Origin of the sequence: Microbacterium sp. M28 (genome assembly GCF_025836995.1) — a bacterium.
Lineage (GTDB): Bacteria > Actinomycetota > Actinomycetes > Actinomycetales > Microbacteriaceae > Microbacterium.
Map to the genome: position 1 here is coordinate 2958267 of NZ_CP107546.1, position 24245 is coordinate 2982511.

The window sequence follows — 24245 nt, forward strand, 5'->3', positions numbered from 1 at the left end:
GTCACTCGGCGAGGCTGAAACTGCGCGGCAGGATCTCCGGGCTCAGCGCGTATTCGACCGCGAGCAGGCTCGCACCGCGCACGGCGGCCTCGCCTGCGGTGACGGACTGGACGATCGCGAGGTGCTCGGTCGCCAGCGGCATCGAGTGCCGATAGACCACCTCGCGGACTCCCGCGATCAGGTGCTCGCCCACGCGCGCCATCGCGCCGCCGATGGCGATCACCGAGGGGTTGAGCAGACTGACGGACGCGGTGAGCACCTCGCCGAGATCCCGGCCGGCCTGACGAACGGCCTGGATGGCCTCGAGGTTGCCGGCCTTGACCAGTTCGACGACATCGTCGCCGTCGGCCGCGCGGACGCCTCGGTCGTTCAGCGAGCGCGCGATCGCAGGGCCCGATGCCAGCGCCTCGAGGCATCCGGTGTTCCCGCAGTGGCAGGGCACGTCCGCACCGCGTGACACCCGGACGTGGCCGAAGTCGCCCGCGATGCCCTGCGCTCCACGGAGCAGGCGACCGTCGGAGATGATGCCGGCGCCGATGCCGGTCGCGACCTTCACGAAGATCATGTGGTCGGTCGACGGCCAGGCGGCCGCGCGCTCGCCGAGCGCGGAGAGATTGACGTCGTTGTCGACGAGCACGGGCACCTGCAGGTGCTGCTGCACCCAGCCCGGGACGTCGAAATCGTCCCACCCCGGCATGATCGGCGGCTTCGCCGGGCGTCCGGTGGCGTGCTCGACGGGCCCCGGCACCCCGACCCCGACGGCCGCGACGCGGTCATGCGTGAGACCGGCCTCGGCGATGAGTTCGTGCGCGGCCTCGGCGAACCAGGACAGCACGGACTCAGGGCCGAGCGACACCGCAAGCCTGCCGGTGCGTTCGGCGAGCACGGTTCCCGCCAGGTCCGTCACCGCGACCGTCGTGTGCGAGGCCCCGATGTCGGCGGCGATCACGACCTTCGCGGTCGGGTTCAGCGCGAACTGGGACGGCGGGCGGCCGCCGGTCGATGCGGCGTCCGCGACCGGAGCGATCAGCCCCTTGCGCATGAGCTCGTCGACACGCGCGGCGACCGTGGATCGGGCCAGACCAGACGTCTTGGCCAGTTCGGCCCTGGTCCGCGGTTCACCGTCCCGAAGCAGCTGGAACAGGTCGCCGACGCCGGCGGTGTGGGGATTGCTTGCCATTCTCACCTGCACTTCTCGTGAACGGCGCGCCGCCCTGACGGCACCGCATCCACGCCTTCGAGGCCATCGTTCCGGCGCTTCCGCGTCTGTCGATCCTATGCGGAAGGCACCTCATGGCCCGCCGGCCGCAGCCGCCGTCGGGGCACTCGACCGACGGCGAAACGCTGCTGCAGCAGCACGGCGATCACGATGATCACACCCTTCGCGACGGCCTGCGCGGAGGAGGTGAGGTTGTTCTGGACGAACACGTTCGACAGTGTCGCGAAGATGAGCACACCGAACACGGTGCCGGTGATGGTGCCCCGACCGCCGACGAGCAGCGTGCCGCCCACCACGACGGCGGCGATGGCATCGAGTTCGTACAGGTTGCCATGCGTCGACGTGCCTGCCGTGGTGCGGCCCATGAGCATGACGGCCGCGATGCCCGCGGTCGTGCCGACCAGCGCGTACAGCCACATCGTGTGCTGCTTCACCTTGATGCCGGCCAGTCGGGCGGCTTCGGCGTTGCCACCGATCGCGACCGTTCGACGCCCGAACGTCGTGCGGTTGAGCAGGAACCACCCGGCGACGGCGACGAGCGCGAAGATCCAGATGAGGATGTCGACGCCGAGCAGGTCGACGTTCATGGCGCGAAGGAAGTCGCGGTCGCTCAGGACGAGGGTGCGGTTGTTCGCGAGGATCTCTGCGAGCCCTCGGGCACCGACCATCATCGCGAGCGTCGCCATGAAGGCCGCGACCTTGCCGTAGGCGATCACCACCCCGTTGATGAGCCCGGCGCCGAATCCGACGAGCAGAGCCACCAGCACGGTCACGGTCCAGTGGCTCGACCCCGCGATGTCCTGGATCGCCTTCAGCGACCCCACCACGGACGCGAGCGCGAGCACCGCACCGACCGAGAGGTCGATGCCGCCCGCGATGATCACGAAGGTCATGCCGATGCTGATCACGCCCGTGATCGATGCCTGGCGCAGGATGACGAGCGCGTTGTCGAAGTTCAGGAAGTTCGACGAGGTCACCGCTCCGACGATGATGAGCACGACCAGCGCGAGCACCAGGCCGAGGTTGCGCCCGACCGATCCGGACAGCAGCCGACGCAACGGCGAGACGGTTTCAGCCGGGTTCTGTTCCGGCGATGTGGGGGTCTGCACGCTCACGCGGCGACTCCTTTCATGACGAGGTCGAGCACACCGTGCTCGTCGATCTCCGATGCGGGGACTGTGCTGAGGACGCGACCGTCGCCGACGACGAGAACCGAATCCGAGAGGCCGAGGACCTCGTCGATCTCACTCGAGATGATGACGATGGCGTGGCCGGATGCCGCCAGCCGACGGATGAGCGCATAGATCTCCGAGCGCGCGCCGATGTCGACACCTCTGGTGGGCTCGTCCAGCAGCAGCACCGAGCTGCCGCGCACGAGCCAGCGAGCGAGCAGGATCTTCTGCTGGTTTCCGCCGGAGAGCGTCGCCGCCGGCCGATCGGGGTCGGCCGGTCGCAACTCGAGGGCGGCGATCTGCTCCCGCGTGACGCGACGCTCGCTGCGCTCGTCCAGCCATGGTCCCTTCGCGAAACGCGCGAACGAGGAGAGCGTCACGTTCTTGAAGATCGGCTCGCCGAGGACGAGTCCCTGCGACTTGCGCTCCTCGGGGCTGAGCCCGACGCCGGCGGACACCGATGCGGCGACGGATCCGCGCGGGAGGTTCTTCCCGGCGACGCGGACGGTTCCGCGCGACGCCTTCCTGGCGCCGTAGATCGTCTCGATGATCTCGCTGCGCCCGGATCCGACCAGACCTGCGAGGCCGACGATCTCGCCGGCGCGCACCGAGAACGACACGTCCTCGAACACTCCGGTCAGGCCCAGCCCTTCGACCTCGAGCAGCACCGGCGCGTCAGGGGCGATGGGCTCCGCCGGCGGGAAGACGTTCTGCACCGACCGTCCGGTCATGTGCTTGATCAACTCCGCCGTGGTGGTCTCCGCCACGGGCAGGTTGCTCGCGACGGTCGATCCGTCCTTCAGGACCGTGATGCGGTCGCCGATCTCGCGGATCTCCTCGAGGCGGTGAGTGATGTACACCACGGCGATGCCCTGCGACGTGACCTCTCGCACGACCGCGAACAGATTGCGCACCTCTTCGGAGTCCAGGACAGCGCTCGGCTCGTCCATGATGATGAGCTTCGTGTCGTGCGACAGCGCACGGGCCATGCTGACGATCTGCTTCTCCGCGGCGCTCAGCGAGCCGACCTCGGCATGCGGCGACATCGAGCCGTGTCCGAGACGGTGCAGCAGCGCGCGCGTCTGCTGGGTGAGCTGACGGCGGCGCGTGAAGCCGAACCGGTCGAACTCGTGCCCGAGGAAGACGTTCTCGGCGACGGTGAGCCCGTCGACGACGTCGAGCTCCTGGTACATCGTCGAGATGCCGAGCGAGATCGCGGTCTGCGGGTGGTCGATCTCGACGGACTCGCCCATCCAGCGGATCTCCCCCGCGTCCGGCCGGTGCACGCCGGCGAGCGTCTTGATCAGCGTCGACTTGCCCGCACCGTTCTGTCCGAGCAGGCAGTGCACCTCGCCGGGCAGCACTTCCAGCTGCACGCCGCGCAGGGCGTGCACGCCGGAGAAGCTCTTCTCGACACCGCGCATCTCGAGTAATGCCGAAGCATGGTCATCTTTGATCACGGGATGAACATAACATGACCAGGCGAGTGCAGCCAAGGGTCGTGTTCGCGCTCCGCACCGAGAATCCGCAGCGCGGAATCCAGGGTTCACTCGGGTTTTCCAGCGACCAAACACTTTTGATACTTGTTCGGCAAAAGCTGGTCAATCGAGGGCATGTTCTGCTAGCTTGGCCGTCAGCGCCCGGTGCGCGCTGACGGGGAACGTCATCGACCGCGCTCGCACCGCACGCATCTGCATCACATTTCAAGGAGGAAAGACATGCACGGCATGCGCAAGCGCGGGCTCCGCCCGCTGATGGTCGGAGCGGCGGCCCTGTTCGCCGTCTCGCTGCTGGCCGGATGTACCAGCGACGGGACCGAAGGCGAAGAGGAGACCGGGAACCAGGGCACCACGAGCGAGGAGAACACCGCGTCCGGTGACACGGTCGTCATCGGCTGGTCGGGCCCCGAGGCCGATCACGGCTGGCTGGGCGCGATCAACTCGGGTGCGATCGCCACTGCAGAAGGCTTCGACGACGTCGAGCTGCGTCAGGCCGAGGGCACCAACGACGCCAACCAGCAGATCGCGGCGGTGGAGCAGTTCATCAACGAGGGCGTCGACGCGATCGTGCTGCTGCCGACCGACGGTGCGGCCCTGACCCAGGTCGCCCAGAAGGCGATGGATGCCGGCATCCCCGTCATCAACGTCGACAGGGAGTTCTCGAGCACGTTCGCGTCGCGCGCCACGATCCTGGGCGACAATTACGGCATGGGCGTCAGCGCCGGGACGTACATCTGCGAGCAGCTCGACGGGCAGAGCGATGCCATCGTCGCCGAGATCGCCGGCATCGACTCCCTGCCGCTGACGCAGGACCGTTCGCAGGGCTTCAAGGACGCGCTGGAAGGCTGCGGCCTCGAGGTCGGCCCGCGCGTCGCGGCGGACTTCACCGTCGCCGGTGGAGAGAGCGCCACGTCGCAGCTGCTGTCGGCCAACCCGAAGATCGACGCGATCTGGAACCACGACGACGACCAGGGCGTCGGCGTCCTGGCGGCGATCGAGTCCGCGGGCCGCGACGAGTTCTTCATGGTCGGCGGCGCGGGCAGCGTCAACATGATGGACCGCATCAAGGCGGATGACAGCGTCGTCAAGGCGACCGTCATCTACCCGTCCACGCAGGCCGCGGACGGCATCGCACTGGCGCGGCTGGTCGCACAGGGCAAGACCATGAGCGACCTGGTCACCCCGAGCGTCCCGTACCGGATCGTGCTGGATGCACCCGTCGTCACCAAGGACAACGTCGACGAGTTCATCGATCTCGCGTTCGAGTCCTGATCCACTTGCGGGGCGAGCGCTTCGGCGCTCGCCCCGCGCTGTCCCCGGAGGAAAGATGACCACTGAGCTGCGCGTGGCGATGATCGGCCACGGATTCATGGGAGCCGCGCATTCCGTCGGCTGGCGTCAGGCGCCGACGGCGTTCGACCTCCCGCTGAGGCCGCGCATGGCGGTGCTCGTCGGGCGGGATGCCGACAAGACGGCCGCATCGGCTCGGAAGTGGGGCTGGGGCGAGGCCGCCACGGATTGGCGCGCCGTCATCGCGCGCGACGACATCGATGTGGTCGACATCGTCACCCCGGGGGACTCGCACGCCGAGATCGCGATCGCCGCTCTCGCCGCCGGCAAGCATGTGCTGTGCGAGAAGCCGCTGGCGAACTCAGTCGATGAGGCGGAGGCGATGCGGCAGGCCGCGCAGGATGCCGCCGCCCAAGGCATCCGCGCCATGGTGGGCTTCACCTACCGCCGCGTGCCCGCCGTCACCCTCATGCGCGACATGATCGCGGCAGGGCGCATCGGCACCGTGCGACAGGTGCGGGCGAGCTACCGTCAGGACTGGCTCGCGGACCCCGAATCGCCGATGACCTGGCGCCTCGACAAGGACCGCGCCGGATCAGGTGCTCTCGGCGACATCGGCGCTCACATCGTCGACATGACGCAGTTCGTCACCGGTCAGGCGCTGACGCACGTGTCGGCCGCTCTGGAGACGATCGTGTCGGAGCGCCCCGTGCTCGGCGAGGCGATCGGGCTCGGCGGCACCGCCGGCACGGAGCGGGGCAGGGTCACGGTCGACGACCTCGCACTGTTCGTCGGTCGCCTCGAATCGGGAACACTGGCGAGCTTCGAGGCGACGCGTTTCGCCACAGGGCGCAAGAACGCGCTCGACATCGAGATCTCCGGGGACGCCGGCGCGCTGCACTGGAACCTCGAAGATCTGAACGCCCTCGAGTTCTACGACGCCACGCGTCCGGCGGTCGAACAGGGCTTCACCCGCATCCTCGTCACCGAACCCGAGCATCCGTACCTCGAGGGATGGTGGCCCGCCGGGCACATGCTGGGATACGAGCACGGCTTCTCCCACCAGGCGAAGGACTTCGTGGAGGCGGTCGCCGAGGGTCGCGATCCGCACCCGTCGTTCGCGGACGGGCTGCTCGTGCAACGGGTGCTGGATGCCGTCGAGCGCAGCGCCTCGACCGGCGCGGTGTGGACCGAGGTCTGAGCCGCGGGCGAGCATCCCGCATCCCCCTGCGTCGGAGAGATCCCGCATGTCGGACGCGACCAGGTGCTTCCGTCCGACGCTGGGGAGTTCTCCGACGCGGGATGCGTGCGTCCGATCTCACGAGAAGTGTCGGAATCTCACGAGTGTGGCGGACCAGGTGGATTCGTAAGGGTGTCGATCGCGTTCCGCGCCGGGCCAGCCACCTCCACCGAAAACGATCGTTTTCGGCGTGATCCGGTCTGGAGTCCCGGAACGGGGTCCGTTAACGTTCACCGGAATCCCGATACGGCGGGGGTTTTCGGTCGGCTCGTGAACCGGCGTTGACCCGGCGCCGTACGGTAGTTCGGCTGGCCTATCTCTTGATGATCTTCGGCGGGGTGAAGTCTCCGGCAAGGGTTTCGGTGGTGGGCGAGTAGAGCCGGAGCATCGGGGCGAACGCTCCCTGTGGTGCGGGTAGCCAGTTCGCTTCGCACTCGGCCCCTGGAGATGCGTGTTGAATGTAGATGTCGAGTGAACCGTCAGCGTTGACGATCAGTGGGTCTCGGTCGCGAATCACGAAGCGGTTGAGTCGGTTCGGGACCTGGAAGCCTTCGCCGTCGTACATCGTGAGGGACCAGAAGGCATCCACGCCCGGCTGTTGGCCGGCGTCGAAGTGGAGCACGTAGTTGTGCTCCCCGGTGAACGGTTGACCGTCGGCGTCGACGAAGGCGTTGGGGTAGATCGCGTCCTCGGGGAGGTTTGCTCCGAGCCCGGCCATTGCGACAAGAGCGCGCACGCGATACGAGGTGCCGTATGTTCCGAACGACTGCTCCCAGTTCCACCCGTTTCGTACGATGCCGATGCTGGCTTCGGTCATTGCTTTCACGAGATCCTGCAGGGCCGTGTCTCGAGCTGCCGAGACGGCGGCAGTAGCAGCATCGTCCAGCACCGCAGGGTTGAAGTCCTCGCCTGGCACGATCCCGATGGCGCGCATCCGATGCAGGATCGGGTAGTCGTTAGCGTGCGGCGGGTTCTCTTTCAGCAACTCGGCAAAGAGTGTGAAGAACTCGACGCTGCTGAGCGCGTTCACCTGGTCCAGTGGTGGTGTCACATCATCCACGCTCGGGTCAACGGGTGCAGCAGAAGGCGTGCCTGATTCTTGGCCGTACGCGTCCATACGGGTGATGCGGTACTGGTCCTGGATGCGGTGGACTTCCGCGAAATCGTCGGGGCCGTTGCTCTGTGTGCGACCCATGACCCAGACGTGCGGCGTCGGTGCGACTATCAGGTCGAGTCCGCTGGGGACTTCGCCGCTCCACGCGGGTGGCGCGATGAGGAAGTCGCGGGCTTTACCGAGGGTGTTTCGGCTGCCAGGAACGGCGAAGATGTCCGTCCACATGTCGAGCATGGGCGTGAGGTAGTACCGGTCAGGCGCATCGGGCGTGTGGAGAATCACAGGTCCGTCTCGGAGATCGAGCCACGCGAACGAGTAGAGCGTGTCGAAGTTGAAACGCACGACGTCCTTGGATTCTGCTGCGGGGTATTCCCGGGCGTGTGCGAACTGGTTCGCCGGTGCCCGCAACAACGCAGTATTCGCGTCTGGGACGTTCGTCATCTGGCGCCGCGTGTACTCCATCGTCACGAGCGGGTACGCGTACAGGTACGCGTCGACGGCAACCTTGCTGAGATCGAATTGCGACATTAAGTTTTTCCCCCTGGCTCCCCGGTACCTCTAAGCCTAGGGTGAACCGCGCCCCAGAGGCCACAGTTCCGAATGGCGCAGCCCGCAACCACCGATGTCAGAGAGGTGCGCGCCTGGCCTGCTGGAAACGATCGTTTTCGGCTATCTAGTTCATACAGCCCTGGAGTGGTTTCCAGAAACGTGCGCCGTAGCAGGCTTTCGGCAGGCGATTCCGGCGGATCACTGGGTGTCAGGGCTGCACGATGTTGAACCAGAGCGGGAAGTCGTCGAGCGCGTCGAAGAGGTGCTCCAGGACGGCGCGGTCGCCTTCGATGGTGACTCCCGTGTTGGCGTCACCGAATGGGCGGCCGCTGAACAGCGCGTCGGCGAGATCCGATTTCGTCGACGTCGCCCGAACATCTGCGGTGTCGAGCGGGACTCCGGAGGTGTAGATGAGCACCCCGTTGCGCAGTTCGAGGAGGAACTGTGCGTCCGGTTCGTCGCTCACGGTCCATCCGATCGTCGCGGAGGTCTGTGCAACGGCGGGCCCATTGAGCTTGATGCCGGCGAAGTCAAAGAGCATCTCGGGGGTCATGGCGGCGAAGACGTCCGGGGTGGCGAGGTCGATGCGCCCCAGGTCGGTGACGCCGTGTCGCAACTCGAAGGCGGCCATGAGGTACTCATTGCGCCAGGTGGCGTTCTCTGCCTGGTAGCCGAGCTGCTCGAGCGCATCCGCTTGCAGGAGTGCGGCCGGACGGTGCGTGGGATCTGAGAACACGACGTGCGTCAGAACCTCGGCCACCCACCGGTAGTCGCCGTCCTCGTAGGAGGCGCGCGCCTTTTGCACAACAGCATCCGCGCCGCCCATGTACTCCACGTACCGCTGCCCACCCTCGACGGGGGGGAGTTTGTGCAGGTTCGCCGGGTGGGAGTCGTACCATCCGAGATAGCGCTGGTAGACCGCTTTGGCATTGTGGTTGAGGGTGCCGTAGTAGCCGTGGCTGTACCACTGCTCGTCCAACCCGGGCGGGAGGGTGAGTTGCTCGCCGATCTCCGTCATCGTGTAGCCGAGGTTCGTGAGGCGCAGCGCTTCGTCGTGGATGAACTTGTACAGATCCCGCTGGTCTTGCAGGTACTCACGGATGTCATCAGAACCCCACCTGGGCCATCCGTGCTGGGTGATGATGACGTCCGTGTCGTCGGCGAACAGCTGAATCGTTCGGTTGAGCGTCTTCCACCACGTCGCCGCATCGCGGACCTGTGCGCCGCGGAGCGTGAGCAGGTTGTGCATGAGGTGATTGACGTCCTCGGCCGCAGCAAGCAGCCGTAGACGGGGAAAGTGAATGAGGAATTCCGCAGGAGCTTCGGTGCCCGGCGCCATCTGGAAGACCATCTCGACGCCGTCGATGATGCGCGTCTCGCCAGTCTTCGTGATCAGATCCGTCGGCGGGACCAGCGTCGAACTGCCGCCCGCAGGAAGTGCGTTGGCAAGTCCGGCATCCACCTGACCCTGGGGGCCCGGGCGCAGGGCTGGCCCGTACATGTAGAACCCGCGACGGATGTCGGCGGTGCCGGCGAACACGTTCTCCGCGGCGGCCTCGTAGAGGAATCCTTCCGGAGCGATCACCGCTACGTCTGACTGGCCGGCGACAATCGCGCGGGATCCGCCGTAGTGATCGGCGTGGCTGTGCGTGTAGATGAGCGCCTTCACGGGACGACCGCCACGGTGCGCACGGTAAAGGTCCAAGCCCGCCTGGGCAGTCTCCGTGCCGCTCAGCGGGTCGATGACGATGATGCCAACGTCGCCTTCGACGATCGTCATGTTCGCGAGATCGAACCCGCGCACCTGATAGACGCCATCGACAACTTCGAACAAGCCATGGTGATTGTTCACACGGGCGTGCCGCCACAAGCTCGGGTTCACCGTGTCGGGCGCATCCTCCGACTCTTTGAGGAAGTCGTGATCAGTGAGGTCATGGATCGGGTGCCCATCAGCACGGCGAATCACCGGGTCCTCAAGCGTGGCGACGAAGCCTCGAGCCGCGTCGTCGAAATCTCGACGGTCGCCCATCGGAAGACCCAAGAGAAACTCGGCATTCGCCCGCCTGGTGTGCTCCGTCGCAGGTTTGGGTGCCAGCTCATCGGTCTCCGACATCATTGATTCCCCTCGGTCATCGCTGGTACCAGCTCGTAGGGAAAAGCTAGCCCACAGGCTCACCGAGCGCTAGACGCGCGTAGGCGTCGTCGTGGGCCCACGCCTGTTGTGCGGGACGCCTACCGATAACGATCGTTTCCGACAGATGATCGAACGACGTCGCCCGCGCGCACGACGCGCCGATCGCGCACCTGCCGAAACCCCCTGCCGGAACACGTAGCGCCGAAACTGCCGGTCCGACGTTTAGGCAGCCTAAAAGCGAGACGCGACTGCCGACAAGTTTTGTGAGACAACGGGCAGTCTCGGTGATGCATCACGTGCGCGTCTTTCAACTGACGACGTTGGTGAGATCGGACGGCCTGGCTACAGCTCGATCCAGTAGCGGCGGAGCTGCGGGTGACCGGCGTCCGCCGCGTCGATGATGTCTTCCAGTTCGCCACCGGCACCTTCGATCGTGCGGTACGAGGCCGGGTTGTCGTCGTCGCAGGTGAGCATGACGCGCTCGAAACCGTCGGCCCGCGCGAGGGCCAGGACCTGGCGCAGAGCCGCCTTGACGATGCCCTCGCGGCGGCGCGACGGGATCACCGAGTAGCCGATGTGACCGCCGAACCGACGCAGCCAGTCGTTGAGCTCGCGGCGGAATGCGATGAAGCCGACGACCTGATCGGCCTCGACGATCCAGAAGAAGTCGCACGGCACGTGGCCATCGGGAAGCTCTGCTCCCGGCTGCGCGTACAGCCGCGCCTTCTCGACGAACGCCTCGCATGCCGCGCGGTCGGGGACGAAGCCCTGCTCATAGCCGCCGCCATCGATGTGACCGCCGTCGAACTCGGCGACCGCGGCCGCCCAGGAGTCGAAGAGGTCGGTCGTCGGGCGGGCGAGTTCGATCGTCATCGCCACAGCACACCAGATCGGGCGCGCACAGGCAAATGCGCCGGCGGTCTCAGGCGTCGGCCTTGGGGCGACCGCGCAGGAACAGCACCGCCACGACGCCGAGCAGGATGAACGCCGCCGGCAGCAGCATCGTCTGCGCCATCGCGACCGCGAACGGGGTCGCCACGGCATCCGGAAGCGCGCCGCCGCCGAAGCCGCCGGGCGCTTCCGCCGCGCCGGGCAGGTTGGCCTCGATCCGGCTCTGCATGAACGCGGCGATCGCCGCCGAGCCCAGCACGGAGCCGATCGTGCGCATCGTGTTGTAGATACCGGCCCCGGCGCCCGCCTGCCGCGGCGGCAGGTTGCGCGTCGCGGTGGTGGCGAGCGGCCCCCACATCCCGGCGTTTCCGATGCCCAGGATCGTGGAGGGGATCAGCAGCCACAGGACATCGGTGGCGGTGTCCATCATCATCGCGAACAGGAACAGCGCCGTCGACACGAGCAGCAGCCCTGGCACCAGCATGAACCGCGGGTCGATGCGATCGAGGATCCGGCCGGCGATCGGCGACAGGAAGCCGGCCATGAGCGCCATCGGGATCATCAGCAGCGCCGCCTCAGTGGGGGTGAGGCCGCGGGCGAGCTGGAGGAAGAACATCAGCGGCAGCGACTGCGCCGTCACGGTGAACCCCACTGTGACGATCGTGATGTTCGCCCAGGAGAAGTTGCGGTCGCGGAACAGTCCCAGCGGCACGAGCGGTTCGTTCCTGGTGCGCGCCTGGTACCAGATGAAGACCGCGAGCACGACGACGCCCGTCACGATCAGACCCCACACCGAGATCGGCCCCCAGATGAAGCCCCAGTCGTAGGCCTCCCCCTCCTGCAGCCCGAACACGATGAGGAACAGCGCGATCGCGCTGAGGAACACACCGGGAACGTCGAAGCGGTGCGGGTGCGTCTCGAGCCTGGGCACGTAGATGCAGGCGAGAACGAACCCGGCGATGCCCACGGGGATGTTGATGAAGAAGATCGCCTCCCAGCCGAACCCGTCGACGAGGAAGCCGCCGGCGAGCGGACCGACCAGCATGGCGACGCCGGAGGCTCCGCCCCACAGCCCCATCGCCGCGCCGCGGCGGTCGGGCGGGAAGGTTCGGGTGATGACCGCCATGGTCTGCGGCGTCATGAACGCCGCGCCGAGACCCTGCACGGCCCGCGCCGCGATCAGCTCCTCGAGCGTCGTCGACAGGCCGCACCACAGGGATGCCGCGGTGAACACCGCCAGCCCGATCAGGTAGATGTTCTTGGGCCCGAAACGGTCCCCAAGGCGTCCGGTGACCAGCAGCGGGACGGCGTACGCGAGAAGGTAGGCGCTCGTGACCCACACCACGCGATCGAGGTTGTTCGTCTCGGGGTCCAGCGCGGCCTTGATGGCCGGGTTCGCGACGGACACGATCGTGGTGTCGACCAGGAGCATGAAGAACCCGATGACCATCGCCCACAGCGCCGGCCACGGGCTGCGGGGCTTCCGGTCGACGGCAGACGTACCGGTCGTCGGGGTCGAGTCTGGGGTCACCCGGCCACGGTACACCCGGGGGCCGACGTACAGGTGCGGCGCGTCAGGCGTCCGTGCCGCCGAGGCCGGCGCGCTCGAGAATGGTGCCGATCTGCCCCCGCCGGCGGACGCCGAGCTTCACGAAGACCTGCTCGAGGTGCGTCTTGACCGTTCCGGGCGAGATGTGCAGATGCGCCCCGATCTCCTGATTCGTCGCGCCGCTCGCCACGCCCCGCGCCACGTCGCGCTCGCGAGCCGTCAGCGCACCGACGAGGTCGATCGCGTGCTGACGTCCGGACCCGTTCTCGGTCTCGACGGCGCGTCGGATGAGCTGCTCCGCACTGCGCGAAGACAGCACGGCATCGCCGGCTGCGGTTCGGCGGACGGCATCGAGGATGCGCTCGGGCGGATCGTCCTTCAGGAGATATCCGCTCGCTCCGGCGGCCAGCATCCGCACCAGCTGCTCCTCCGAGTCGACACTGGTCATCGCGAGCACACGCGCGTTCGACTGTGCGACGATCGCGGCCGTGGCCTCGACGCCTCCCATTCCCGGCATCCGCACGTCCATCAGCACCAGGTCGGGACGGTGCGCGCGCACGAGGTCGATGGCCGCCGCTCCGTCGGATGCCTCTCCGACGACCTCGATCGCGGGGTCGGCGGCGAGGACGAACCGGAACCCGCTGCGGATCAGCTGCTCGTCGTCGACGACGAGCACACGCACGACAGAAGCATCTGGGATCACGGACCGAGCCTAGCGACGACCTCAGACCCTCTCCTGCCACGGCAGGGTCACGTCGACGATGAACTCCGACCCGTGCGGGCCGATCCAGGCCGTGCCGCCGAGCATCTCCGTCCGCTCCCGGATGCCGACGAGGCCGTTGCCGCCGCCCGGCACTGTTGCCGGCGCGACGGGAAGCAGCGGATTCACGACCCGGATGCGGGCGCCGTCGTGAGGCTCGACCTGCACGAAGACATCGATCACCGCGCCTCTGGCGTGCTTGATCGCGTTCGTCAGCGCCTCCTGGACGATCCGGTGCACCGCACTGTCGAACTGCGCGCTCACCCGCTCGGGCGCCTCGATCACGACGTACGCCGTGACGGGGACTCCGCTGCGACGCACGTCGGCCAGCAGGGGTCCGATCGCGCGCATGGTGGAAGGCGAGGACTCACCCGGTCCGCTGCGCAGATCGCCGATCATGCCGCGCATGTCCTGCAGCGCCGCATGCGTCTGCTCGTGCACGGTGCGCGCGATCTCCCCCGCCTCGCCGTCCCGGGCGGTGGCTGCGAGAGCTCCGGCATGCAGCGACACGATCGACAGTCGGTGCGCGAGGGAATCATGCATGTCACGGGCGATCCGGTCGCGCTCGGCCTGACGCACGAGCTGATCGCTCAGCTCCTCCGCGCGTTGCTGCTGCATGTCCGCGCGCCGCCTGCTCTCGTCCGCCCCGCGCTTGATGCGCGAGCCGAAGACGACGCCGGCGGTGGCGGCGAGCGAGAGCACGGCGACCACCAGCGGAGTCACGATCGCACCCGGAACGTCCTGCTCGGTGCTCTGCGAACCGAAGTACCACCCCCACGCGCCGCCCCAGTGCGTCAGAGCTTCTCGCACGGCGAACAGAACGACGGTCGCCGACACCAGGATGCCGATGAGGCGCGTCCTCCGGGGATGCAGGCGCACAGCGGCGACGGTCCCGACGAGGAGGAGCAGGTACGAGACGCCGATGATCGCGAGAAATCCCCCGGCCGCGAGGACCAGCATCGGGTGTCGATCTCGCCACAGCACGGTCAGCCAGCAGGCGATGCCGAGCAGCACCATGATCGTCCCGAATGAGGTGACGCGGATCTCATCACCCGCCGATGCGGGAAAGTCCGCGGCACCGGGGACGTTGATCACGGCGCACAGATCGATCACGGCGCCGACGACCACCATCGCGATGCCGCGTGCGCGTGCGGCGGTCCGATGGCGCTTCACCGCCACCTGCGGCGCCCTGGTCGATGTCACTCCTCGAGCGTAGAGCCGGGGACGGACAGTGCGCGCCCGCCGTTCGTCCGATCACGGTCCGCCGAACGGCAGAGGCGGATTCACCCGATCGCCCGATGCCCCGGCACCGGGGCGATCGCCACGATGAATCGACGGAACGCGCCGTGCGCTCCCCGGATCAGAGGACACCAGCATGACCTTCGACAACAGCGACCAGACACCGCCTCCGCCGCCCTCGGCGGTGCCGACGGCGCCCCTCCCCGGCGCGCCGACGGGATACTCGGCGCCATCCGCTTCCGCGCCGCCGACGCTCGTGGGCGACAAGTCGTTCCTGGCGACCTGGTTGCTCTCCCTGCTGATCGGGTACCTGGGTGCCGATCGCTTCTACCTCGGCAAGATCGGCACCGGCATCCTGAAGCTCGTGACACTCGGCGGGCTCGGAATCTGGTGGCTGGTGGATCTGATCCTCGTGCTGACAGGGGCCGTGCGAGACGCTCGCGGACAGGCGCTGAGCGGCTACCAGCAGCACCGCAAGGTGGCCTGGATCGTCACCGGCGCCCTCGTCCTGATCGGACTGCTGAGCAACATCATCGGCGCGAACGCCGCGAAGGACGATGCCGCGCCGGAGCGGCCGGCTGCGGTGGCCCCGGCCGCCGAGCCCGACGCCGAGCCCGCCGACGAGCCCGCCGAGACCGCACCCGCCGAGGCCACCGAAGAGCCGGCCCCCGTCGAGCCGGCAGCGCCTGCCGTCCCGGCCGAATACTCTTCCGCGCTGACGAAGGCCGAGCAGTACTCCGACATCATGCACATGAGCAAGGCCGGCATCTACGATCAGTTGACGAGCGAGTACGGCGAGAAGTTCTCCCCCGAGGCCGCTCAGTACGCGGTCGACACCATGACGGCCGACTGGAACGCGAATGCGCTCGCCAAGGCGAAGGACTACCAGGAGCTGGCCGCGATGTCACCGGATGCGATCCATGACCAGCTCACGAGCGAGTACGGCGAGAAGTTCACCCCCGCCGAAGCCGACTACGCGATCGCACACCTGAACGACTGAGCCGATGGCCCGGGCACAGCCGGGCCATCCTCAGCTCCCGAGAAAGGAAAGACATGGAATCCGGAGCAATCCTCAGCTGGACGCTGCAGCAGGAGATCGCCGTCCCCGCGGATGTGCAGGACCTGCTCACGCAGGGCGAGCAGGCGGTGGCCTCGTTCAAGACGTTCCGCGACTCGGCGACCTTCACGACGAAGCGGCTCATCGTCCGCGACGCCCAGGGCATGACCGGGAAGAAGGTGGAGATCTACTCGCTGCCGTACAGCGCGATCCTGATGTGGTCGTCCGAGAACGCCGGAGTCCTGGACTGGAACTCCGAGGTCGAGCTGTGGACCAAGGCCGGCCACATCAAGATCAAGCTCGCCAAGGGCGCAGACGTGCGGCGCATCGACAGCCTGATCGCTTGGGCCGTGCTCAACAGCCACTGAGCGGTCTGGGATGATGGCCTGGTGAGCGAAGCGATGAGGATCCCCGGCTGGCGGCACATCTACTCGGGCAAGGTCCGTGACCTGTACGCGTCGGAGGATGCCGCCGACCCGCGTATCCTCGTCGTCGCCAGCGATCGCGTCAGCGCGTTCGACTACGTGCTCTCCCCCGGCATCCCGCAGAAGGGCGCGCTGCTGACTCGCCTGACCCGCTGGTGGTTCGAGCAGCTGAGCGACGTTCCGAACCACATCGCCGATGGTGAGATCCCCGCTTCCGTGGCCGACCGCGCGATGCTCGCGCAGTCGCTCGAGATGCAGCCGATCGAGTGCGTCGTCCGCGGTTACATCACCGGCACGGGGTGGCTCGAGTACCAGGAGAACGGCACGGTCTGCGGCATCCCGCTCCCGGCCGGGCTCGAGAACGGCGACCGCCTGCCTGAGCCGCTGTTCACGCCCGCGTACAAGGCCCCGATGGGCGAGCACGACGAGAACATCACGTTCGAGCGCGTCGTCGAACTCGTCGGCGAGGAGCGCGCGGCCGAACTGCGCGACACGTCGCTGCGCCTCTACGCCCGTGCCGCGGAGATCGCCGAGGCGAAGGGGCTGATCCTCGCCGACACCAAGTTCGAGTTCGGGACGGATGCCGACGGCACCCTTCGTCTCGCCGACGAGGTCCTGACGAGCGACTCGTCGCGGTACTGGGATGCCGAGGCGTGGCGTACCGGCACGACGCCGTCCGCGCGGATGGCGAGCTTCGACAAGCAGATCGTCCGCGACTGGCTCGCCTCGAACTGGGACAAGCAGGGCGAGCCGCCCGCTCTACCGGACGAGATCGTCCAGCGCACCGCCGACCGCTACCGCGAGCTCATCGAACGCCTGACCTCCTGATCGGAGCGTCCCGCACGCCGGCCGCCACTCAGGGAACGCCCAGGAATCGGTAGTGTTGCCCCAGCATCCCTCGCAGCCATCCGATCCCTGAGGAGCCCCATGCCCGTGTGGAAGATCCACGGCGACGGCCGTACCGTCGCGCCAGGCCAGGTCGTCAAACCCGAAGAGCGCCTGAGCTGGCCCGCCACCATCGCGATCGGTGCTCAGCACGTCATCGCGATGTTCGGCGCCACGTTCCTCGTGCCGATCCTCACCGGCTTCCCGGTGTCGACGACCCTGCTGTTCTCGGGCATCGGCACGCTGCTGTTCCTGCTGCTGACCCGCAACCGCCTGCCCAGCTATCTGGGATCGTCGTTCGCGTTCATCGCGCCGATCACGGCGCTCAACGCGGGCAAGGCCCTGGAGACCCCCGAACAGATCACGCAGGCCCTGGTCGGCGTCGTCGCGGCCGGCATCCTGCTCGCGGGCATCGGGTTCCTCGTGCAGGCGGTCGGCACCGGCTGGATCGACAAGCTCATGCCTCCGGTCGTCGCGGGCTCGATCGTCGCGCTGATCGGGTTCAACCTCGCCCCGGCGGCGTGGAACAACTTCAAGCTCCAGCCGGAGCTCGCCTCTGTGACGCTCATCGCGGTGATCCTGTTCAGCGTGCTGTTCCGCGGGTTCCTGGGCCGCATCTCGATCTTCCTCGGCGTGATCGTCGGCTACATCGTGGCCGCCTTCACGGGGCAGGTCGACTTCTCCGCGGTCGGGGATGCCGCGTGGGTGGGCCTTCCGGACTTCCACCTCGCCGCCATCACCGACCCCGCGGCCTGGGCCCTGGTGCCGATGTTCCTCCCAGTCGTCCTCGTGCTGATCGCGGAGAACGTCGGACACGTCCGCGGCGTCGCGACCATGACCGAGGACCCGTCGATCAACAAGCACACCGGCCGCGCGCTGGTGGCCGACGGCCTCGCCACGACGATCGCCGGCGGCTTCGGCGGCTCCGGCACCACCACCTACGGCGAGAACATCGGCGTCATGGCGGCGACCCGCGTCTATTCGACCGCCGCCTACTGGGTCGCCGGAATCGTGGCGATCCTGCTGGCCTTCTCCCCCAAGGTCGGCGTGATCTTCAACACCATCCCCGCCGGCGTCCTCGGCGGTGTGACGACCGCGCTGTACGGCCTCATCGGCGTGATCGGAATCAAGATCTGGGTCGACAACCGCGTGGACTTCTCCCGCCCGGTCAACCAGTACACCGTCGCGGTCTCGTTCGTCATCGCGATCGCCGGCTTCGCGATGGGCTGGGGCAACTTCCAGCTCGGCGCGATCGTGATCGGCACCGTCGCGGCGCTGCTGATCTACCACCTCGGCAACGCGATCGCCCGCTGGCGCAGGACCGGCGCGGACGACGGCGGCCCCATCCCCGCCGTGGGTCCACTCGGCGGCGACCCCGAGTAGGTCCAGGCATCCCGGCATCCGAACGGGAGGAGAACGCGCGATCCGGAGGACCGGAATCGCCGTGCGGCTCCTCCCGTTCGTGCGTTCTCCTCCGGATGGTGCGACGGCGCGCCGCACGCACCGCGGGATGCGCCGTCGTCAGGCGATGCGGAAGCGGATGCGGGCGCCGGGCGGCAGCTGTCCGGCGAGGTCCAGGCAACGGTCGGTGAGCGCGCCGACGATCGGGTAGCCGCCCGTCAGCGGATGATCGGGCAGGAAGAGCACCGGTTGCCCGTCGGGCGGCACCTGAAGCGCCCCCGTCACCGCGCCTTCGCTCGGCAGCTCTCCCGCCATCGCCCGCTCCAGCGCACGCTCCCCCTGAAGCCGCAGCCCCACCCGGTCGGACCGCGGCGTGACCAGCCACTCCTGCTCCGTGAGCACGCGGAGCGCCGTCCGGGTGAACCAGTCGTCCCGTGGGCCGAGCGTGATCTCGAGCTCGACGACCTCACCAGACGCGGGCAGCGTCCGCGGCACGACGAGATCATCGACGGCCGCCACGGCTTCCCGACCGATCGCCACGGCATCCCCTTCGCCGAGCGGCGCCGGCCCCAGCCCGGCCAGGGTGTCCGATGCCCGGCTGCCCAGAGCGGATGCCGCGGCCACCCCTCCCCGCACCCCGATGACGAACCGGATGCCGCGCTCGGGATGCCCGATCCGCAGCTCGTCGCCGTCTGCCGTCGCGAACGGCGCGCCGTGCCTGATCGGACGCATGTCACCGGAGCCTGTCGTGAGTTCGAGCTCTCCAGTGGCCCCGGTCACGGCGGCTACCCCTGAGCCCCGGAAACGCAGCGTCGCCGAACCGACGCATTCCAGCACGGCGGTCGTCGGCGCATTGCCGACGACACGGTTCGCATCGCGCATGGCCGTGCGGTCCGCCGCGCCGGACGGCGAGACGCCGAGTGCCGCATGCCCGGCCCGCCCGGCATCCTGCACGAGCAGCGGTAGCACGGTGTGGACGACCTCGAGAAGCGTCGTCGCCCGCAGAGGATCGACCGCCGGCGCGACGCGCCGCCCGGCATCCTGGACTGCTGCCGACAGCCGCGCCCGCGTCGCGCGTTCGAACCGCACCCTCGTCCCCGGCGACAGCAGGGCCGGTGGGTCGCGATCGATGTCCCACATCACGGCTTCCGTGCGGCCGATCAGCTGCCAGCCGCCAGGAGTCCGGCGCGGATAGACGCCCGTGAACGGACCGGCGAGACCCACAGATCCCGCCGGGACGCGGGTGCGGGGGCTTCCTCTTCGGGCGACGTCGAACAGCGGGTCGTCGCCGACCGCGTAGCCGAAGCCGGGCGCGAACCCCGAGAACGCGACCCGCCAGTCCGCCGCGAGATGCCGTGCGATGAGCTGCTCCGTCGACACTCCGAGCTGCTCGGCGACGGCCGCGAGGTCGTCCCCGTCGTAGTGCACCGGCACGACGACGTCGCGCACCGGCGCCGTCGGCCCGTCCTGCCCCCTGGTCGCCTCGAGCCTCGCGGCGAGTTCGTCAGCCGAGGTCCGGAGCGGATCGAAGCGCACCAGCACCGTCCGGGCACCGGGGACGCGCTCGATCACCCCTGGCACGTGCTCCCACACCTGGTTCAGACGCATCGCCTCGGCGAGGTCGGCCGCCTCCACGAGTACGGCACGATCGGATGCCGTGAGGACGCGCATCACGTCCACCCGGCCGTCATCGGGCACCGGCGAACGGCGCGATGCCGATACCGGCCGCCATCAGCATCCGCTTCGTCTCGGCGGCGATCGCGACCGCCCCTGGGCTGTCGCCGTGCACGCAGATCGACTGGGCGGCCACCGCGACATCCGTGCCGTCGACGGCTCGGATGACGCCCTCCGCGGCGAGCCGCACCATCCGCTGCGCGATCGTCGCCGGTTCGTGCAGGACGGCGCCCTGCTGCGTCCGCGGCACGAGCCGCCCGTCGGGCAGGTAGGCACGATCGGCGAAGGCCTCCGCCGCCACTGCGAGCCCCGCACGCTCGGCGATCGTCAGAACGACACTCCCGGCCAGGCCCAGCAGCACCAGGCTCGGATCGATCGCCTTGACGGCCGCCACGACATCGGCGGCCTGCCGTTCGTCGTTGGCGATGGTGTTGTACAGCGCACCGTGCGGCTTGACGTACGAGACGCCGCCGCCGACCGCTGACGCGAGACCGCCGAGCGCGCCCAGTTGGTACTCGATGTGCGCCTGCAGCGTCGCGGAGTCCGGCGCGAGCGGTGTGCGTCCGAAGTTCTCGGGGTCCCGGTATCCCGGGTGGGCGCCGATGACGACGCCCGCCCGTGAGGCCGCGGCGAGGGTGCCGCGGATGCCCTCGGGAGTGCCCGCGTGGAATCCGCACGACACGTTCGCGCTCGTGACGATCTCGAGCATTCGGGCGTCGTCGCTGACGATGCGCTCGGGCACGTTCTCGCCGAGATCGGAGTTGAGGTCGATCGTGATCACCCGTCGACCTCCAGGTCGTACAGGCCGAGCACCCAGCGGCGCGCCCCGTCGACGGGGAACGCGTCGCCGACCGCGGCGAACTTGAGCACCAGGCCCTCGAGCGTCGTGCGCAGCATGAACTCCTCGAGTGCGGGGTCCTCGGCTCCCCGCTCGGCGAAGATGGCGCGCACGGCCTGCTCGGCGGCTGCGACGGCATCCGCGTTGCGTTCGGCGGCCTCCGCGAAGAAGCGCATCTGCGCGGGGTCCTGCTGCATCGTCGAAACCGCGCGGTGCAGCAGCAGGTTGGCGGATGCCGCGTTCAGTGAACCATCGATGATGCCGCGCAGCCGGTCGTCGGCGCTGCCGCTGCGCGAACCGGGGAACCCGGTCAGCAGGCGGAACCAACGGTCGACGATCTCACCGACCAGCTGGTCCTTGCCTCCGAAGTGGTAGTTGACCAGTCCCTGAGCGACACCGGCACGGTTCGTGATCTCCGCGATCGTCGCGCCGTGCACACCGCGTTCGGCGAACAGCTCGATCGCCGAACTCAGGATGCTCTCTCTCGCCCGTTCACGGGCCAGGCGATTCTGCTCCTCGGAGCGCGCCATCAGGCATCCTTCCGGTCCATTTCCCTTTTCCCCCGGCTTCCCGCTATCGTACTCACTGAATGAGTGTTCAGTCATGCGCACGGAGCCGGGGAGGGCGAACCGCGCGCACGAGGATGAAGATGGGCTCGTCGGGGAGCCGCGAAGCGCAGCACGCGGCACGCGCCGGAGGGCTACCGGTGAGGCGCTGACATCCCATCCACGACCTCATGATGAGGATGCTCGATCTCCGTCGGGGGGCCGAGATCGAGCATCCTCGGGTTCGAAGACGCCCGGGCCCGATGCGGATCGCCGTCAGGCCGAGCCGCGCACGATCAGCTCGGTGGGCAGGATCGTGGTCCGCTCGGGAGAGCCACCAGCCAGGTGCGCCAGCAGCACAGCGGCCATGGTCTCGCCCTGCTTGTACATCGGCTGTCGGATCGTCGTCAGCGGCGGATCCGTGGTCAGCGCCACGGACGAGTCGTCGAAGCCGACGACCGCGACGTCGTCGGGCACCCGCAGTCCGGCGGCGCGCAGCACGCCCATCGCTCCGCGGGCCATCAGGTCGCTACCGGCGAAGATCGCGTCGGGCGTCCCCGCGGCGAGGATCCGCCGCGCGGCCTCCGCACCCCCGGACTCGCCGTAGTCGCCTTCCGCCTCCGCGAACGGCGACAGCCCCGCGTCGGCCAGGGCGGCACGATAGCCCTGCAGACGGTCGTCGGCCGCGAGCATCGTCCGCGGGCCGGTGATCGTCGCGATGCTGGTGCGGCCGATGTCGATGAGGCGCTGCGTCGCCAGGCGCGCACTGGCGACGTTGTCGACGTCCACGACGTAGTCGCTGTCGCGCAGGTGGAACGCCCGTCCGCCGTAGACCACCGGCACGGCATCCGCGATCCGGTCGATGTACGCGTCACTGGAGTGGTGCGAGACGATCAGCGCGCCGTCCACACCGCCGTTGCGCACGAAGCTCGTCATCTTGTCGCCGGGGTCGTCGCTGGCGATGAGCAGGTTGAGCAGGTAGTCCGATCCGCCGAGCGCACCGGTGATGCCGGCCACGATCGCCGCGAAGAACGGATCGCCGAAGAAGCGCGTCGTGTCCTCGGGGACGATGAGCGCGATCGCGTGCGTCTGCCGGGACGCGAGCGAGCGGGCCGCTCGATTGGGCACGTAGCTCAGTTCGGCGATCGCCCGCTCGACCGCCTCGAGTGCCTCGGGGCTCACCGCGGTCGACCCGTTCACGACGCGCGACACCGTCGACCGGGAGACCCCGGCCGCGGCGGCCACTTCTTCGATCGTCGCCCGTGAGGCCGTCATCGCACGCTCTCTTCCATCCGCCCATTCTCACCCGTCGCGCCGGATGCCGGCGACTCACAGGGACCGAGCGGCGATGATCCTGGCGTACTCCAGACCGGAGTCCTTGAGGCTGCGCTCCTGCGTCTCGTAGTCGACCCGGACGATCCCGAACCGCTTGTCGTAGCCCCACGCCCACTCGTAGTTGTCGAACAACGACCAGTAGAAGTAGCCGCGGACGTCGACGCCCGCCTCCGCCGCATCCAGCACGGCCCCCAGGTGCAGGCGGAGGAACTCGGCACGATCCCCATCGTGCACGCGCGTCTCGCCGTCCTCGACGACCGGCTCGTCGTCGTAGGCCGCACCGTTCTCGGTCATGTAGAGCACGACGCCTGCGGGCTGCGCGTACTCCGTCCACACGCGCTGCAGCAGGCGGGTCAGCCCCTCCGGCTGCACCTCCCAGTTCTGCGCCGTGCGGGGAAGGCCCCGCTCGACCGAGTGGATGCCGGCATCCGACGGGTAGGGGCTTCGACCCTTCCGCTCGGTGCGCGGACCGCCGGACACGGGCGGAACCGCCGGGGCCGTGCCGGATACGTAGTCGCCGTGGTAGTAGTTCACGCCCTGCGTGTCGATGCGCTCCGAGATCGTCTCGAGATCGCCCGACTGCACGGCCGCCTCGAAGCGGGCGACCGCTTCGGCATCCACGGCCCGGATGTCCTCGACGATGTCCGCGGGGTACTCGCCGCGGTAGATCGGGTCGAGGAACCAGCGGTTGAACTGCCCGTCGATGCGCCGAGCGGCATCGACGTCGGCCGGGTTCTGCGGATCCACCGGGTCGGCGACGGTGTGGTTCAGGGTGATCCCGAGGTTGAGGGATGCGTCGCGGGCGCGCAGCTCCTTCACCGTCGCGCCGTGCGCGAGCAGCAGGTGGTGCGATGCGAGCAGGCCCTCGGCGATGCTGGTGTGCCCCGGGGCGTGCTCACCGCCCGTATAGGAGAGGAACGACGAGCACCACGGCTCGTTCAGCGTGGTCCACACGTTCACCCGGTCGCCGAGGGCGTCGTGCATCGTGCCTGCGTACTCGAGGAAGCGGTCGACCGTGTCGCGGTTCGTCCAGCCACCGGCATCCTGCAGCGCCTGCGGCATGTCCCAGTGGTAGAGCGTGAGCCAGGGCAGGATGTCGGCGCCGAGGAGTTCGTCGACGAGCCGCTCGTAGAAGTCCACGCCCTGCAGGTTGACGGCGCCGCCGTCCGGCCGCACGCGCGACCAGGAGGTGGAGAACCGGTACGTCTGCAGACCGAGGCGCTTCATGAGCGCGACGTCCTCGGGATAGCGGTGGTAGTGATCGCACGCCACATCGCCGTTCTCGCCGCCCATCACGGCTCCCGGCACGCGGGCGAAGGCATCCCAGATCGAGGCCGTCCGCCCCTCCTCGAAGGCGGCGCCTTCGATCTGATACGCCGCCGTCGCCGCGCCGAAGAGGAAATCGTCCGGGAACGGCCGAGATGTCATA

The 24245-nt window shown here is 68.4% G+C and carries 20 protein-coding genes; 6 read left to right on the forward strand and 14 right to left on the reverse strand.

The genetic code is table 11. From position 1 onward, the window contains the following. Position 1: 1 nt before the first annotated feature. From OED01_RS14305 to OED01_RS14315, 3 genes are all read right to left on the reverse strand, one after another. Positions 2–1180, reverse strand: a complete 1179-nt coding sequence (locus OED01_RS14305; RefSeq protein ID WP_264155954.1) for an ROK family transcriptional regulator — start codon at positions 1178–1180, stop codon at positions 2–4. A gap of 95 nt (positions 1181–1275) precedes the next feature. Then, a complete protein-coding gene (locus OED01_RS14310) occupies positions 1276–2328 on the reverse strand; it encodes an ABC transporter permease (RefSeq protein WP_413231631.1) in 1053 nt (350 codons plus the stop codon). A 2-nt stretch (positions 2329–2330) separates the two neighbouring features. After that, on the reverse strand, positions 2331–3815 hold the full coding sequence (locus tag OED01_RS14315) for a sugar ABC transporter ATP-binding protein (protein WP_264157977.1): 1485 nt from the start codon (positions 3813–3815) through the stop codon (positions 2331–2333). A gap of 303 nt (positions 3816–4118) precedes the next feature. Here OED01_RS14315 and OED01_RS14320 point away from each other — a divergent pair, with 303 nt between their 5' ends. Together OED01_RS14320 and OED01_RS14325 are read left to right on the forward strand one after the other, a co-directional pair. Then, positions 4119–5162: a substrate-binding domain-containing protein gene (locus OED01_RS14320; protein ID WP_413231632.1), complete on the forward strand. Its 1044-nt coding sequence runs from the start codon at positions 4119–4121 to the stop codon at positions 5160–5162. A gap of 79 nt (positions 5163–5241) precedes the next feature. Further along, complete coding sequence (locus OED01_RS14325; RefSeq protein ID WP_413231633.1) at positions 5242–6381, forward strand: Gfo/Idh/MocA family protein; 1140 nt, start codon at positions 5242–5244, stop codon at positions 6379–6381. Between the two features lie 352 nt (positions 6382–6733). Here OED01_RS14325 and OED01_RS14330 read toward each other — a convergent pair whose 3' ends face one another. From OED01_RS14330 to OED01_RS14355, 6 genes are all read right to left on the reverse strand, one after another. Next, entirely contained in the window at positions 6734–8062 is a 1329-nt protein-coding gene (locus OED01_RS14330) for a DUF1254 domain-containing protein (protein ID WP_264155958.1), read from the reverse strand. A gap of 229 nt (positions 8063–8291) precedes the next feature. Continuing rightward, positions 8292–10199 (reverse strand): alkyl/aryl-sulfatase, encoded by a 1908-nt coding sequence (locus OED01_RS14335; protein ID WP_264155959.1) that lies wholly within the window; start codon positions 10197–10199, stop codon positions 8292–8294. Positions 10200–10559: 360 nt separating this feature from the next. Then, on the reverse strand, positions 10560–11090 hold the full coding sequence (locus OED01_RS14340; protein ID WP_264155960.1) for a GNAT family N-acetyltransferase: 531 nt from the start codon (positions 11088–11090) through the stop codon (positions 10560–10562). A 49-nt stretch (positions 11091–11139) separates the two neighbouring features. Next, entirely contained in the window at positions 11140–12558 is a 1419-nt protein-coding gene (locus OED01_RS14345) for a DHA2 family efflux MFS transporter permease subunit (RefSeq protein WP_264157978.1), read from the reverse strand. A gap of 124 nt (positions 12559–12682) precedes the next feature. Then, positions 12683–13360, reverse strand: coding sequence for a response regulator (locus OED01_RS14350; protein WP_264155961.1), 678 nt, complete (start codon positions 13358–13360; stop codon positions 12683–12685). Positions 13361–13381: 21 nt separating this feature from the next. Next, entirely contained in the window at positions 13382–14620 is a 1239-nt protein-coding gene (locus OED01_RS14355) for a sensor histidine kinase (RefSeq protein ID WP_264155962.1), read from the reverse strand. A gap of 172 nt (positions 14621–14792) precedes the next feature. On the opposite strand from OED01_RS14355, the gene OED01_RS14360 reads away from it, so the two are divergent. From OED01_RS14360 to OED01_RS14375, 4 genes are all read left to right on the forward strand, one after another. After that, on the forward strand, positions 14793–15656 hold the full coding sequence (locus OED01_RS14360; protein WP_264155963.1) for an Ltp family lipoprotein: 864 nt from the start codon (positions 14793–14795) through the stop codon (positions 15654–15656). Between the two features lie 53 nt (positions 15657–15709). After that, positions 15710–16081, forward strand: a complete 372-nt coding sequence (locus OED01_RS14365) for a PH domain-containing protein (RefSeq protein ID WP_264155964.1) — start codon at positions 15710–15712, stop codon at positions 16079–16081. Positions 16082–16114: 33 nt separating this feature from the next. After that, positions 16115–16966, forward strand: coding sequence for a phosphoribosylaminoimidazolesuccinocarboxamide synthase (locus OED01_RS14370; RefSeq protein ID WP_264157979.1), 852 nt, complete (start codon positions 16115–16117; stop codon positions 16964–16966). A 99-nt stretch (positions 16967–17065) separates the two neighbouring features. Then, positions 17066–18406 carry a uracil-xanthine permease family protein gene (locus tag OED01_RS14375; RefSeq protein ID WP_264155965.1) on the forward strand — a complete coding sequence of 447 codons (1341 nt, stop codon included), beginning with the start codon at positions 17066–17068 and terminating at the stop codon, positions 18404–18406. 138 nt (positions 18407–18544) lie between these two features. On the opposite strand, the gene OED01_RS14380 is transcribed toward OED01_RS14375, so the two are convergent. From OED01_RS14380 to OED01_RS14400, 5 genes are all read right to left on the reverse strand, one after another. Beyond that, the gene (locus OED01_RS14380) at positions 18545–20122 is read right to left on the reverse strand and encodes a 5-oxoprolinase subunit B/C family protein (RefSeq protein ID WP_264155966.1); all 1578 of its coding nucleotides are present in this window, start codon (positions 20120–20122) and stop codon (positions 18545–18547) included. Next, positions 20112–20879 carry a LamB/YcsF family protein gene (locus OED01_RS14385; protein WP_264155967.1) on the reverse strand — a complete coding sequence of 256 codons (768 nt, stop codon included), beginning with the start codon at positions 20877–20879 and terminating at the stop codon, positions 20112–20114. Before OED01_RS14385 ends, OED01_RS14380 begins: the two co-directional genes overlap by 11 nt. After that, positions 20876–21466 (reverse strand): TetR/AcrR family transcriptional regulator, encoded by a 591-nt coding sequence (locus OED01_RS14390; RefSeq protein WP_264155968.1) that lies wholly within the window; start codon positions 21464–21466, stop codon positions 20876–20878. The genes OED01_RS14385 and OED01_RS14390 overlap by 4 nt, the downstream gene beginning before the upstream one ends. 291 nt (positions 21467–21757) lie before the next feature. Next, entirely contained in the window at positions 21758–22756 is a 999-nt protein-coding gene (locus OED01_RS14395; protein WP_264155969.1) for a LacI family DNA-binding transcriptional regulator, read from the reverse strand. A 54-nt stretch (positions 22757–22810) separates the two neighbouring features. Next, complete coding sequence (locus tag OED01_RS14400; RefSeq protein ID WP_264155970.1) at positions 22811–24244, reverse strand: GH1 family beta-glucosidase; 1434 nt, start codon at positions 24242–24244, stop codon at positions 22811–22813. Position 24245: the final 1 nt, after the last annotated feature.

Bases quoted from the DNA above. Each gene is read 5' to 3' on its own strand.
- OED01_RS14305 (WP_264155954.1), bottom strand. From the start codon at position 1,180: ATGGCAAGCAATCCCCACACCGCCGGCGTCGGCGACCTGTTCCAGCTG.
- OED01_RS14315 (WP_264157977.1), bottom strand. From the start codon at position 3,815: ATGCGCGGTGTCGAGAAGAGCTTCTCCGGCGTGCACGCCCTGCGCGGC.
- OED01_RS14320 (WP_413231632.1), top strand. From the start codon at position 4,119: ATGCGCAAGCGCGGGCTCCGCCCGCTGATGGTCGGAGCGGCGGCCCTG.
- OED01_RS14325 (WP_413231633.1), top strand. From the start codon at position 5,242: ATGATCGGCCACGGATTCATGGGAGCCGCGCATTCCGTCGGCTGGCGT.
- OED01_RS14330 (WP_264155958.1), bottom strand. From the start codon at position 8,062: ATGTCGCAATTCGATCTCAGCAAGGTTGCCGTCGACGCGTACCTGTAC.
- OED01_RS14335 (WP_264155959.1), bottom strand. From the start codon at position 10,199: ATGATGTCGGAGACCGATGAGCTGGCACCCAAACCTGCGACGGAGCAC.
- OED01_RS14340 (WP_264155960.1), bottom strand. From the start codon at position 11,090: ATGACGATCGAACTCGCCCGCCCGACGACCGACCTCTTCGACTCCTGG.
- OED01_RS14345 (WP_264157978.1), bottom strand. From the start codon at position 12,558: ATGGTCATCGGGTTCTTCATGCTCCTGGTCGACACCACGATCGTGTCC.
- OED01_RS14360 (WP_264155963.1), top strand. From the start codon at position 14,793: ATGACCTTCGACAACAGCGACCAGACACCGCCTCCGCCGCCCTCGGCG.
- OED01_RS14365 (WP_264155964.1), top strand. From the start codon at position 15,710: ATGGAATCCGGAGCAATCCTCAGCTGGACGCTGCAGCAGGAGATCGCC.
- OED01_RS14370 (WP_264157979.1), top strand. From the start codon at position 16,115: ATGAGGATCCCCGGCTGGCGGCACATCTACTCGGGCAAGGTCCGTGAC.
- OED01_RS14375 (WP_264155965.1), top strand. From the start codon at position 17,066: ATGCCCGTGTGGAAGATCCACGGCGACGGCCGTACCGTCGCGCCAGGC.
- OED01_RS14390 (WP_264155968.1), bottom strand. From the start codon at position 21,466: ATGGCGCGCTCCGAGGAGCAGAATCGCCTGGCCCGTGAACGGGCGAGA.
- OED01_RS14395 (WP_264155969.1), bottom strand. From the start codon at position 22,756: ATGACGGCCTCACGGGCGACGATCGAAGAAGTGGCCGCCGCGGCCGGG.
- OED01_RS14400 (WP_264155970.1), bottom strand. From the start codon at position 24,244: ATGACATCTCGGCCGTTCCCGGACGATTTCCTCTTCGGCGCGGCGACG.